Below are 11,524 nucleotides of genomic sequence, written 5' to 3'. Positions count from 1 at the left end.
AGTAATAGTCAGTCTTTGGATCTGTAATGGTCTTGCACTGACGCGCATGCTTGTTCCACGGTTCACACACCCTGGAGGTAACAAGCAATGAGCGGCATGAGCGATGTGCGCCTGAAACTGTATGCCGAAGAACTGAGCCGTGAGCAGCGCGCCCAGCTGTTCAGTGCGCCCACCGGCCTCAGTCGCTGGGGTCTGATGATCCATCGCTGGCATACCCGCAGGGCGCTGCTGGAACTGGACGCAGCGCAACTGCGCGACGTCGGCCTGACCCCGGAGCAGGCGCGCGAAGAAGGTTTGAAACCTTTCTGGCGTGCCTAGACCAGCTCTTTCATGCGGTGCCAGAGCATGCCCAGGGCCAGCAGCGGCGAGCGCAGGTGCTTGCCGCCCGGGAAGGTGATGTGCGGTACCCGGGCGAACAGGTCGAAGCGCCCGCCATGCTGGCCGCTGATGGCTTCACCGAGCAGCCTGCCGGCCAGGTGAGTGGCATTCAAGCCATGGCCGGAATAGGCCTGGGCGAAGTACACGTTGGGCTGGTCGGGCAGGCGGCCGATCTGTGGCAAGCGGTTGGCGCCGATGCCGATCATTCCGCCCCATTGATAGTCGATGCGCACATCAGCGAGCTGTGGGAATACCTTGAGCATTTTCGGCCGCATGTAGGCGGCGATATCTTTCGGGTCGCGCCCGGAATAATGGCAGGCGCCACCGAACAACAGCCGCCGATCGGCGGACAAGCGGTAGTAGTCCAGGGCCACGCGCTGGTCGCACACGGCCATGTTTTGCGGCAGCAACTGGCTGGCCCGGGCCTCGCTCAGGGGTTCGGTGGCGATGATGTAGCTACCGGCGGGCAGCACCTTGCCGCCAAGCTCGGCATTCAGGTCGTTCAGGTAGGCATTGCAGCCGAGCATCAGGGTGCTGGCGAGCACCGAGCCTTGTGCAGTATGTACGCGTACCTGCGGGCCATAATCGATGCGGGTCACTGCGGATTGCTCGAACAGGCGCACGCCCAGCTTGCTGGCGACGACCGCTTCGCCCAGTGCCAGGTTGAGCGGGTGCAGATGCCCGGAGCCCATATCGATCAGGCCGCCGACGTAGCGGTCCGAGCCGACCACGCTGTGCATCTGCTCAGGCTGCACCAGGCGCAACTCGTGGCGATAGCCGAGACTGCGCAGCGCTTCGGCATCCTCGGCGAACCCCTCCAGGTCGCGGGGTTTGTTGGCCAAGTCGCAGTAACCCCAGGTCAGGTCGCAGTCGATGCTGTGGCGTTCGATTCGCTCGCGGACGATGTCCACGGCTTCCAGGCCCATCAGCTTGAGCTCGCGCACGCCATCACAACCGATGATTGGGGTGAACTGCTCAAGGCCGTGGCCGACGCCACGAATCAGTTGCCCGCCATTGCGCCCGCTGGCGCCCCAGCCGATCTTGCGAGCTTCCAGCAGGATCACGTTGAGGCCGCGCTCGGCCAGTTCGATCGCCGTGTTCAGCCCGGAAAAACCACCGCCCACCACGCAGATGTCACAGCTCAGTTCGCCCTGCAGCTGTGGATAATTCGCCTGTGGGGCGCTGCTGGCAGCGTAGTAGGAAGCGGTGTGCGAGGCGGGCTGCTGAACGCCGGCGTTCATGGCGATGTCCTGGTTCTGAGTGTTTGGAAAATTTTACGCAGGATAAGCTGCACTTTCAGGGGTGGGCAACCGTAGGGCAAAATAGTGCGCCACCCTTCTTTGCCGCAGGCCGCCATGAGTTGCAACAGCCACAAGATCCGCTTCCTGCGCGAGCAGATCCCATCCTTTGAATGCGTGCCGGGCTGTCACGACTGCTGCGGGCCGGTAACCACTTCGTCGGAAGAAATGGCCCGCCTGCCGCGCAAGAGCGCCGCCGAGCAGGAGGCCGCACTGGCGGAACTGAACTGCGTGCACCTGGGCCCCAACGGCTGCACCGTGTACGAAGAGCGGCCGCTGATCTGCCGCTTGTTCGGTACCACTCCCAAGCTGCCATGCCCCAATGGCCGGGCCCCGGCCGAGATGATCGACCCACACGCCGAAAAGCTGGTGCACCAGTACATCGCCAGCACCCGGCAGGTGCTGGTCTGAGCCTCAGTCCGGAATCGGCAGGTTGAGGCTTTCCTTCACCTCTTCCATGACGATGTAGCTCTTCGACTCGCGCACGTGCGGCAGCTTGAGCAGGATGTCGCCGAGCAGCTTGCGGTAGGAAGCCATCTCGGAAATCCGCGCCTTGACCAGGTAATCGAAGTCGCCGGAGACCAGGTGGCACTCGAGCACGTGCGGCAACTTCAGCACGGCACGTCGGAATTCCTCGAAGGTGTCGCCTGACTTGTAGTCGAGGCTGATTTCGACGAACACCAGCAGGCTGCCCTTCAGGTGCTGCGGGTTGAGCCGGGCGTTGTAGCCCATGATGATCCCTTCGCGCTCCAGGCGCCGGACCCGCTCGGTGCAGGGGGTGGTCGACAGGCCGACCTTTTCGCCCAGTTCAGTAAACGAGATGCGCCCATCTGCCTGCAGGATGCGCAGGATATTGCGGTCGATCTTGTCCAGTTCACGTTTGCTTTGGTGCTGGGTTCTCATAGTGGATGCCCCTCCGTAAAAGCCAACCTTGCCGAGAATTCTCGCCAAATATAGGCTTTTATATAGTGAAAAGCACTGGTCATACCTTCCTATACTGCGCGCATCTATGCCATTAACAACAAATGTCAGCGGTACGCTGCGTCGAGGGTATTAAACATGCGAGTTCTGGTGCTTGGTAGCGGTGTGATCGGAACCGCCAGTGCCTACTATCTGGCACGGCAAGGGTTTGAAGTCGTCGTGGTCGACCGCCAACCGGCAGTCGCCATGGAAACCAGCTTTGCCAATGCCGGCCAGGTCTCGCCTGGTTACGCTTCGCCCTGGGCGGCCCCGGGTGTGCCGCTCAAAGCCATCAAGTGGCTGCTGGAGCGTCACGCGCCCCTGGCCATCAAGGCCACCGCCGACATCGACCAGTACCTGTGGATGGCGCAAATGCTGCGCAACTGCACCGCCAGCCGTTATGCGGTGAACAAGGAGCGCATGGTGCGCCTGTCCGAGTACAGCCGTGACTGCCTCGACGAGTTGCGTGCCGAAACCGGCATTGCCTACGAAGGCCGTACCCTCGGTACCACGCAACTGTTCCGCACCCAGGCGCAACTGGACAACGCCGCCAAGGACATTGCCGTCCTCGAGCAGTCCGGCGTGCCGTACGAAGTGCTCGACCGCGAAGGCATCGCCCGCGTCGAACCGGCCCTGGCCAACGTCACCGACATTCTTGCCGGTGCCCTGCGCCTGCCCAACGACCAGACCGGCGACTGCCAGCTGTTCACCACCCGCCTGGCGGAAATGGCGATCAAGCTCGGTGTCGAATTCCGCTTTGGCCAGGACATTCAGCGCCTGGACTACGCCGGAGACCGCATCAACGGCGTGTGGATCGATGGCAAGCTGGAAACCGCCGACCGCTACGTGCTGGCCCTGGGCAGCTACTCGCCGCAGCTGCTCAAACCGCTGGGCATCAAGGCCCCGGTCTACCCGCTCAAGGGCTATTCGCTGACGGTACCGATCACCGACCCGGCGATGGCGCCGACTTCGACCATTCTCGACGAAACCTACAAGGTCGCGATCACCCGTTTCGACAACCGCATCCGCGTTGGCGGCATGGCCGAAATCGCCGGTTTTGACCTGTCGCTGAACCCGCGTCGACGCGAAACCCTGGAGATGATCGTCAACGACCTTTATCCTCATGGCGGCGACCTGAGCCAAGCCAGTTTCTGGACCGGCCTGCGCCCGACCACCCCGGACGGTACGCCGATTGTCGGAGCCACGCCGTTCCGCAACCTGTTCCTCAACACCGGTCACGGTACGTTGGGCTGGACCATGGCCTGCGGTTCCGGTCGGCTGTTGGCCGACCTGATTGCGCGCAAGAAGCCGCAAATCAGTGCCGAAGGCCTCGATATCTCTCGCTACGGAAAACACCAGGAGCCTGCCAAGCATGTCAGTCCAGCGCCAGCTCACCAATGAGCGCATGAGCCAGATCGTTACCCACAACGGCACCGTGTACCTCGCGGGCCAGGTGGGTGACGACATGAACGCCGGGATCGAGCAGCAAACCCGCGAGACCCTGGCCAACATCGAGCGCCTGCTGGACCTGGCCGGCACCGACAAGAGCCGCCTGCTCTCGGTGACCATCTACCTCAAGGACATCGACGCGCACTTTCAGGGTATGAACGCGGTGTGGGACAAGTGGCTGCCAAAAGGCGTCGCCCCGGCCCGTGCCACCGTTGAAGCCAAGCTGTGCGAACCGGAAATCCTCATCGAGCTGTCGGTGGTCGCCGCCCTGCCGTAACACCCGATCCCTCGCCCGGTGCCGCAGGCGGCCGACCAGTTGCCTTTTGAGCACCGGGTTTTTTACTTCTAACCAGACTGCCCAGAAGGCTGCCGTCATGCGTCCTGCCCGTGCCCTGATCGATCTTCAAGCCCTGCGTCACAACTATCAACTTGCCCGCGAACTGACCGGAGCCAAAGCCCTGGCCGTGATCAAGGCCGATGCCTATGGTCACGGTGCCGTGCGTTGCGCCCTGGCCCTTGAGCAGCAGGCCGATGGTTTTGCCGTGGCCTGTATCGAAGAGGCGCTGGAGTTGCGCGCAGCCGGGATCAAACCGCCGATCTTGCTGCTTGAAGGCTTTTTCGAAGCCAGCGAACTGCAACTGATCGTCCAGCACGACCTGTGGTGCGTGGTGCATTCGCTGTGGCAGCTGGAAGCCATCGAGCAGGCGCACCTGAGCAAGCCGATCACTGTCTGGCTCAAGCTCGACTCGGGCATGCACCGCGTTGGCCTGCATGCCAAGGACTATCAGGCCGCGTACCAGCGCCTGCTGGCCAGCGGCAAGGTTGCGCGCATCGTGCTGATGAGCCACTTCGCCCGTGCCGACGAACTCGACAGCGATGCCAGCAACGAACAGCTGGCGGTGTTCCAGGCTGCGCGCCAGGGCCTGAGCGCCGAGATCAGCCTGCGCAACTCGCCGGCCGTGCTCGGTTGGCCGAATGTGCCCAGCGATTGGGTGCGCCCGGGCCTGATGCTGTACGGTGCCACGCCGTTCGACGTACCCCAGGCAGAAGCTGCGCGCCTGCAGCCGGTGATGACCGTGCAATCGCGAGTGATCAGCGTCCGTGAGCTACCGGCCGGTGAGCCTGTAGGTTATGGCGCCAAGTTTGTCAGCCCGCGGCCGACCCGGGTTGGTGTGGTAGCCATGGGTTACGCCGACGGCTATCCGCGCCAGGCGCCAAACGGCACACCAGTGCTGGTGGCCGGCAAGCGCACCCAACTGATCGGTCGGGTGTCGATGGACATGCTCTGCATTGACCTGACCGACGTGCCGGAAGCGGGCCTCGGCAGTCCGGTGGAGCTGTGGGGCAAAAACGTGCTGGCCAGCGAAGTGGCCATGCATGCCGGCAACATTCCCTACCAGATTTTCTGCAACCTCAAGCGCGTACCGCTGGACTACAGCGGCGATTAAAGCGCCAAAGCGGACAGGCTGCGGGTCGAAGTGTTGTAAATACTGAACGCTGTTGCGATGATAACGTTCAATTTCGACCCCACTCGTTCGTTTAGGAGGGCTCCAGCATTGGACGTCGGTGAACGACTGCAAGCCATTCGCAAGCTCAAGGGCCTGTCACAGCGTGAACTCGCCAAACGTGCGGGCGTCACCAACAGCACCATCTCGATGATCGAGAAGAACAGCGTCAGCCCCTCCATCAGCTCGCTGCGCAAGGTGCTGAGCGGTATTCCGATGTCGATGGTCGAGTTCTTTTCCGAAGAGCTGCAACCGGAAAACCCTACCCAGATCGTCTATAAAGCCCACGAGCTGATCGACATTTCGGACGGTGCGGTGACCATGAAACTGGTCGGCAAGGCGCACCCGAGTCGGGCCATTGCCTTTCTCAACGAGGTCTACCCGCCGGGTGCCGATACCGGCGAAGAAATGCTCACCCATGATGGCGAAGAGACCGGCATTCTCCTTGAAGGCCGCCTTGAACTGGTGGTGGGCCTGGAAACTTTCATCCTCGAAGCGGGCGACAGCTACTATTTTGAAAGTACCAAGCCGCACCGTTTCCGCAATCCTTACGATGAGCCGGCCCGGCTTATCAGCGCGGCGACTCCGGCCAACTTCTAGCGGGTACTGCGCGGCGGATTGTCGCGGCTAAGACCCTTTGGACACTAGGGTTGTTTCGGTGAGGCAGGGTTCCCGTTATACTTGCGCCGCCTGCGAAACCGTGGCCGCAGGCGTGACTAGCCACCATGAGGGTGTACGCGTGAATCTAATCAAGAAAATGCTGGCCGTACCAGCTGCCGTATTGGCCCTTTGGGCAGTCAGCGCACAAGCTGCGACCAACGACGACATCGCCAAGCGACTGGAACCGGTCGGCCAGGTGTGTGTACAGGGTCAGGAATGCAAGGGTATGGAAGTCGCAGCGGCTGCTGGCGGCGGCGGTGCCAAGACCCCGGATGAAATCATCGCCAAGCACTGCAACGCTTGCCACGGCAGTGGCCTGCTTGGCGCGCCGAAAATCGGCGACACCGCTGCCTGGAAAGCGCGCTCCGACCACCAGGGCGGTCTGGACGGCATCCTTGCCAAGGCCATTACCGGTATCAACGCCATGCCGCCGAAAGGCACCTGCGCCGATTGCTCGGATGACGACCTCAAGGGCGCCATCAAGAAGATGTCCGGCCTGTAAGCCCAGCGCTTGCCCAACAAAGCCCGCCACGTGCGGGCTTTGTGCTTTTTAGCGCTGGTCAGCGCAGCAATCTGGCGGCATGCTCGCTCCAACGTGGTCAAGGAATGCCGCAGGAGGCCGAGATGGCGCACCGCTGTTCGATCGACGATGCCGTAGACCAGGTGCTGGCGCGCCTGCCCGCGCACATTCACATGGGCCTGCCGCTGGGGCTGGGCAAGCCCAACCGCTTCGTCAATGCCCTGTATGCGCGGGTTCGCCAGTTGCCCGAGCGGCAACTGACTATCTACACCGCCTTGAGCCTGGGCCGCCCGGACCTGGGCGACGGCTTGCAGCGGCGCTTCCTTGAACCCTTCATCGAGCGGGTGTTCGCCGACTACCTCGAACTGGACTACCTGCACGACCTGCGCCGCGACCAGTTGCCGGCAAACATCCGTGTCGAGCAGTTCTTCCTGCAACCGGGCAGCCTGCTGCACAGCGCCATGGCCCAGCAGGACTACGTCAGCAGCAACTACAGCCATGCCGCCCGCGATATCAACGCCAAGGGCTTGAACCTGGTGGCGCAACTGGTTGCCGAAGACCCGGCGCATCCCGGGCATTTGAGCCTGAGCTGCAACCCGGACATCACCCTTGACCTGCTGCCGATGATCGCCCGCCGCCGGGCAGCCGGTGAAACCATCCTGTTGCTCGGCCAGGTGCATGCGCAACTGCCTTACATGCCGGGCGCTTCGGAGCTGCCCAGGGACGATTTCGACCTGCTGATCGACAGCCCGGAATGCACCCGGTTGTTTTCCACACCGAACATGCCGGTCACCACTCAAGACCATTTCATCGGCCTGCATGCCAGCACGTTGGTGCGCGATGGCGGCACCCTGCAGATCGGCATCGGTGCCATGGGCGATGCGCTGACCGCCGGGCTGCTGGCGCGTCAGGCGGACAGTGAGGCTTACCAGGCGTTGCTGGCTGAGCTTGACCTGACGCCTTGGCAAACCCTGGTCGAGCGTGAAGGTGGCATCCAGCCCTTCGCCCGCGGCCTGTATGGCTGTAGCGAAATGTTCGTCAACGGCTTGCTGGCACTGGTCGAAGCCGGGATCATCCGCCGTCCGGTCTACCCTGACGAGGCGCGCCAGCAGGCGGCCAACAACGGCGAGCTGGATGACCAGGGGGTACTGGTGCATGGCGGCTTCTTTCTTGGCCCTCAGGCGTTTTACCAGCGCTTGCGGGAAATGCCGCTAAGCCTGCGCAAACGCTTTGCCATGAGCGCCATCAGCTACATCAACGAGCTGTATGGCCAGGAGTCGCTCAAGCGTCTGCAGCGCCGGGATGCACGCTTTATCAACACGGTGTTCACCATGACCTTGATGGGCGCCGGGGTGGCCGATCAGCTGGAAGATGGCCGGGTACTCAGCGGGGTGGGCGGGCAGTACAACTTTGTCGCCCAGGGCCATGCACTCGAAGGCGCGCGCTCGATCCTGCTGCTGCGCAGCTGGCGCGAGGCGGGCGGCGAGGTTAGCTCCAACCTGGTCTGGGAGTACGGTCACTGCACCATCCCCCGGCACCTGCGCGATATCGTCGTTACCGAGTACGGTATTGCCGATCTGCGTGGGCAGACTGATGCCGAGGTGATTGCCCGGTTGCTGGCGATCACGGACTCACGCTTCCAGCCCGAGCTGATCGAGCGAGCCCAGCAGGCCGGCAAGTTGCCGAAGGATTTCCACCTTGATCAGCGCTTCACCGAGAACACCCCGCAGCGTTTGCAGGCGCTGCGCGAAAGGCACCCACGGTTGTTCCCCGAGTATCCGCTGGGCAGTGACTTCACCGCTGAAGAGCGTGATTTATTGCGTGCGCTGAACTGGCTCAAGAGCAAGTTCAAGCTGAGCGAGGTGCTGGAGCTGGGCAAGGCGGCGCTGGATGCACCGGCACCCGAGGCGTTTCCTGCGCAGTTGGCACGGATGGGGTTGGCGCAGCCGCAGGGGCTGAAGGAGGACTTGTATCAGCGCTTGTTGCTGGCGGGGTTGCAGGCAACAGCGTTCCGTTGAGGACGCTATCGCTGGCAAGCCAGCTCCCACAAGGTCCGCGGTATGCAGTATCTGTGAGAGCTGGTTTGCCAGCGATGAGGCCAGCGCAAATTACTCGATGAAAGTAACCACGCCACCTTCCAGCGACTTCACCCGAGCCAGCGATTCAACGCGGTAGCCCTGGCTGTCCAGTTCGGCGCGGCCGCCCTGGAACGACTTCTCGATGACGATACCCAAGCCGGCAACGGTGGCACCGGCTTGCTTGATGATCGAGATCAGCGCCTGGGAGGCTTTGCCGTTGGCCAGGAAGTCGTCGATCACCAGCACGCGGTCGCTGCTGTTGAGGTGGCGCGGGGAGATCGCCACGGTGTTTTCAGTCTGCTTGGTGAAGGAATACACCGAAGCCACCAGCAGGTTTTCGGTCAGGGTCAGCGACTGGTGCTTGCGCGCGAAAATCACCGGAACGCCCAGCTTCAGGCCGGTCATCACCGCCGGGGCAATGCCCGAGGCTTCGATGGTGACGATCTTGGTGATACCCGAATCGGCGAACAGACGGGCGAACTCGTCGCCAATCAGTTGCATCAGCGCAGGGTCGATCTGATGGTTGAGAAACGCATCGACTTTGAGAACCTGATCGGAAAGCACGATGCCTTCTTCGCGAATCTTCTGGTGCAGTGCTTCCACTGTGGTATTTCCTCGATGTAGCAAGAGTGGCCACGGCAATACGCCGCAGCAAAGGTTGATTATCTAACGTTTGAGCATGGCACGGATATCGGCCAGTGCATTGTTGCCGCGAGCGGCCTTCACTTCGGTCGGCGCGTCGTCCAGGCCCTCCCAGGCCAGGTCGTCGTCGGGCAGCTCGTCCAGGAAGCGGCTCGGCGAACAATCGATGATCTCGCCGTATTGCTTGCGCTTGGCGGCAAAGGTGAAGGCCAGGGTCTGACGGGCGCGGGTAATCCCGACGTAGGCCAGGCGCCGTTCTTCTTCAATGGTGTCGGCTTCGATACTGGAACGGTGGGGGAGGATTTCCTCCTCCATGCCCATGATGAACACGTAGGGGAATTCCAGGCCCTTGGAGGCGTGCAGGGTCATCATCTGCACACCTTCGGCGCCGTCTTCCTCTTCCTGCTGGCGCTCGAGCATGTCGCGCAGTACCAGCTTGCCGATGGCTTCTTCGATGGTCATGCCACCGTCTTCGTCTTTCTCGAGGGTGTTTTTCAACGCCTCGATCAGGAACCAGACGTTGCTCATGCGAAAATCCGCAGCCTTGTCGCTGGAGCTGTTGGTGCGAATCCAGTTCTCGTAGTCGATGTCCATGATCATGCTGCGCAGGGCAGCGATCGGGTCTTCCAGCGCGACCTGCTCGCGGACCTTGTCCATCCAGCGCTTGAAGCGCTGCAAGCGGTCGGTGTAGCGGCTGTCCAGGTGCTCACCGAGGCCCAGCTCCTCGCTGGCGGCGTACATCGAAACCTTGCGCTCGGTGGCGTAGTTGCCGAGCTTTTCCAGGGTGGTCGAGCCGATTTCCCGGCGCGGCACGTTGATCACCCGCAGGTAGGCGTTATCGTCGTCCGGGTTTACCAGCAAGCGGAAGTAGGCCATCAGGTCTTTGACTTCCTGGCGTCCGAAGAAGCTATTGCCGCCTGACAGACGATACGGCACCTGGTGGTGCTGCAGCTTCAGCTCGATCAGCTTGGCCTGGTAGTTGCCCCGGTAAAGAATGGCGAAGTCGCTGTAGGGCCGGTCGGTGCGCAGGTGCAGGCTGAGGATCTCCATGGCCACCCGTTCGGCCTCGGCTTCCTCGTTTTTGCAGCGAATCACGCGGATTTCGTCGCCATGGCCCATCTCGCTCCACAGCTGCTTTTCGAAGGCGTGCGGATTGTTCGAGATCAATACGTTGGCGCAGCGCAGGATACGGCTGGTGGAGCGGTAGTTCTGCTCGAGCATCACCACCTTCAGCGAAGGGTAGTCGTCCTTGAGCAACATCAGGTTCTCGGGCCGCGCGCCGCGCCAGGCGTAGATCGACTGGTCGTCGTCGCCGACCACGGTGAACTGGTTGCGCGTACCGATCAGCATTTTCACCAGCAGGTACTGGCTGGCGTTGGTGTCCTGGTATTCGTCGACCAGCAGGTAACGCACCTTGTTCTGCCACTTCTCCAGGACGTCGGGGTTGTCCTGGAACAGCTTGACCGGCAGCAGGATCAGGTCGTCGAAGTCCACCGCGTTGAACGCCCGCAAGGTGCGCTGGTAATGCGCATAGACCACTGCGGCGGTCTGCTCCTTGGGGTTGCGGGCCTTTTCCAGGGCCTCGGGTGGCAGGATCAGGTCGTTTTTCCAGGCGCCGATCATGTTCTTGATCTCGTCGACGCCGTCGTCGCCCGAGTATTCCTTCTGCATGATGTCGGTCATCAGGGCTTTGACGTCGGTCTCGTCGAAGATCGAGAAGCCCGGTTTGAAGCCCAGCCGTTCATGCTCCTTGCGGATGATGTTCAGGCCCAGGTTGTGGAAGGTCGACACGGTCAGGCCGCGGCCTTCGCCCTTGCGCAGCAGGGTGCCGACCCGCTCTTTCATCTCCCGCGCGGCCTTGTTGGTGAAGGTCATGGCCACGATGTACTGGGCGCGGATGCCGCAGTTCTGGATCAGGTGCGCGATCTTGCGGGTGATCACGCTGGTTTTGCCGGAGCCAGCACCGGCGAGCACCAAAAGAGGGCCGCCGACGTAGTTCACGGCTTCTTGTTGCCGAGGGTTGAGTCGGGACAT

The 11,524-nt window shown here is 62.2% G+C and carries 12 protein-coding genes; 8 read left to right on the top strand and 4 right to left on the bottom strand.

The features are described from left to right. Window positions 1-87 precede the first annotated feature (87 nt). Window positions 88-318 (top strand): DUF1127 domain-containing protein, encoded by a 231-nt coding sequence (locus BV82_RS00060; protein ID WP_010225855.1) that lies wholly within the window; start codon window positions 88-90, stop codon window positions 316-318. Here BV82_RS00060 and BV82_RS00055 read toward each other — a convergent pair. Continuing rightward, window positions 315-1,619, bottom strand: coding sequence for an NAD(P)/FAD-dependent oxidoreductase (locus BV82_RS00055; RefSeq protein WP_215444971.1), 1,305 nt, complete (start codon window positions 1,617-1,619; stop codon window positions 315-317). The two genes, BV82_RS00060 and BV82_RS00055, sit on opposite strands and share 4 nt — an antisense overlap. Before the next feature lie 114 nt (window positions 1,620-1,733). Here BV82_RS00055 and BV82_RS00050 point away from each other — a divergent pair, with 114 nt between their 5' ends. After that, complete coding sequence (locus BV82_RS00050) at window positions 1,734-2,087, top strand: YkgJ family cysteine cluster protein (RefSeq protein WP_010225850.1); 354 nt, start codon at window positions 1,734-1,736, stop codon at window positions 2,085-2,087. Window positions 2,088-2,090: 3 nt separating this feature from the next. Here the strand turns inward: BV82_RS00050 and dadR are convergent, their stop codons facing one another. Next, entirely contained in the window at window positions 2,091-2,579 is a 489-nt protein-coding gene (dadR, locus tag BV82_RS00045; RefSeq protein WP_008366790.1) for a transcriptional regulator DadR, read from the bottom strand. 156 nt (window positions 2,580-2,735) lie between these two features. Between dadR and dadA the strand changes: the two genes are divergently transcribed. The 6 genes from dadA (at window position 2,736) to BV82_RS00015 (ending at window position 8,788) form a co-directional block, all read left to right on the top strand. After that, window positions 2,736-4,037, top strand: coding sequence for a D-amino acid dehydrogenase (dadA, locus tag BV82_RS00040; protein WP_010225845.1), 1,302 nt, complete (start codon window positions 2,736-2,738; stop codon window positions 4,035-4,037). Further along, a complete protein-coding gene (locus BV82_RS00035) occupies window positions 4,009-4,362 on the top strand; it encodes a RidA family protein (RefSeq protein WP_010225843.1) in 354 nt (117 codons plus the stop codon). The genes dadA and BV82_RS00035 overlap by 29 nt, the downstream gene beginning before the upstream one ends. A gap of 97 nt (window positions 4,363-4,459) precedes the next feature. Beyond that, entirely contained in the window at window positions 4,460-5,533 is a 1,074-nt protein-coding gene (alr, locus tag BV82_RS00030) for an alanine racemase (RefSeq protein WP_010225841.1), read from the top strand. Between the two features lie 108 nt (window positions 5,534-5,641). After that, window positions 5,642-6,190 carry a cupin domain-containing protein gene (locus BV82_RS00025; RefSeq protein WP_010225839.1) on the top strand — a complete coding sequence of 183 codons (549 nt, stop codon included), beginning with the start codon at window positions 5,642-5,644 and terminating at the stop codon, window positions 6,188-6,190. A gap of 139 nt (window positions 6,191-6,329) precedes the next feature. After that, window positions 6,330-6,752 carry a c-type cytochrome gene (locus tag BV82_RS00020; RefSeq protein ID WP_010225838.1) on the top strand — a complete coding sequence of 141 codons (423 nt, stop codon included), beginning with the start codon at window positions 6,330-6,332 and terminating at the stop codon, window positions 6,750-6,752. A gap of 122 nt (window positions 6,753-6,874) precedes the next feature. Next, entirely contained in the window at window positions 6,875-8,788 is a 1,914-nt protein-coding gene (locus tag BV82_RS00015) for an acetyl-CoA hydrolase/transferase C-terminal domain-containing protein (RefSeq protein ID WP_036995223.1), read from the top strand. 90 nt (window positions 8,789-8,878) lie between these two features. On the opposite strand, the gene BV82_RS00010 is transcribed toward BV82_RS00015, so the two are convergent. Together BV82_RS00010 and rep are read right to left on the bottom strand one after the other, a co-directional pair. Continuing rightward, window positions 8,879-9,451, bottom strand: coding sequence for a xanthine phosphoribosyltransferase (locus BV82_RS00010; protein ID WP_010225834.1), 573 nt, complete (start codon window positions 9,449-9,451; stop codon window positions 8,879-8,881). A gap of 63 nt (window positions 9,452-9,514) precedes the next feature. Continuing rightward, window positions 9,515-11,524 carry a DNA helicase Rep gene (rep, locus tag BV82_RS00005; protein WP_010225832.1) on the bottom strand — a complete coding sequence of 670 codons (2,010 nt, stop codon included), beginning with the start codon at window positions 11,522-11,524 and terminating at the stop codon, window positions 9,515-9,517.

This window comes from Pseudomonas donghuensis (assembly GCF_000696345.2).
GTDB lineage: Bacteria > Pseudomonadota > Gammaproteobacteria > Pseudomonadales > Pseudomonadaceae > Aquipseudomonas > Aquipseudomonas donghuensis.
This window is presented reverse-complemented; position numbering and strand designations above follow the sequence as displayed.

What these genes read in the sequence shown, in the direction of transcription:
- dadA (WP_010225845.1), top strand. Translation starts at nt 2,736, where the DNA reads ATGCGAGTTCTGGTGCTTGGTAGCGGTGTGATCGGAACCGCCAGTGCC.
- BV82_RS00055 (WP_215444971.1), bottom strand. Translation starts at nt 1,619, where the DNA reads ATGAACGCCGGCGTTCAGCAGCCCGCCTCGCACACCGCTTCCTACTAC.
- BV82_RS00035 (WP_010225843.1), top strand. Translation starts at nt 4,009, where the DNA reads ATGTCAGTCCAGCGCCAGCTCACCAATGAGCGCATGAGCCAGATCGTT.
- BV82_RS00015 (WP_036995223.1), top strand. Translation starts at nt 6,875, where the DNA reads ATGGCGCACCGCTGTTCGATCGACGATGCCGTAGACCAGGTGCTGGCG.
- alr (WP_010225841.1), top strand. Translation starts at nt 4,460, where the DNA reads ATGCGTCCTGCCCGTGCCCTGATCGATCTTCAAGCCCTGCGTCACAAC.
- BV82_RS00050 (WP_010225850.1), top strand. Translation starts at nt 1,734, where the DNA reads ATGAGTTGCAACAGCCACAAGATCCGCTTCCTGCGCGAGCAGATCCCA.
- BV82_RS00060 (WP_010225855.1), top strand. Translation starts at nt 88, where the DNA reads ATGAGCGGCATGAGCGATGTGCGCCTGAAACTGTATGCCGAAGAACTG.
- dadR (WP_008366790.1), bottom strand. Translation starts at nt 2,579, where the DNA reads ATGAGAACCCAGCACCAAAGCAAACGTGAACTGGACAAGATCGACCGC.
- rep (WP_010225832.1), bottom strand. Translation starts at nt 11,524, where the DNA reads ATGTCCCGACTCAACCCTCGGCAACAAGAAGCCGTGAACTACGTCGGC.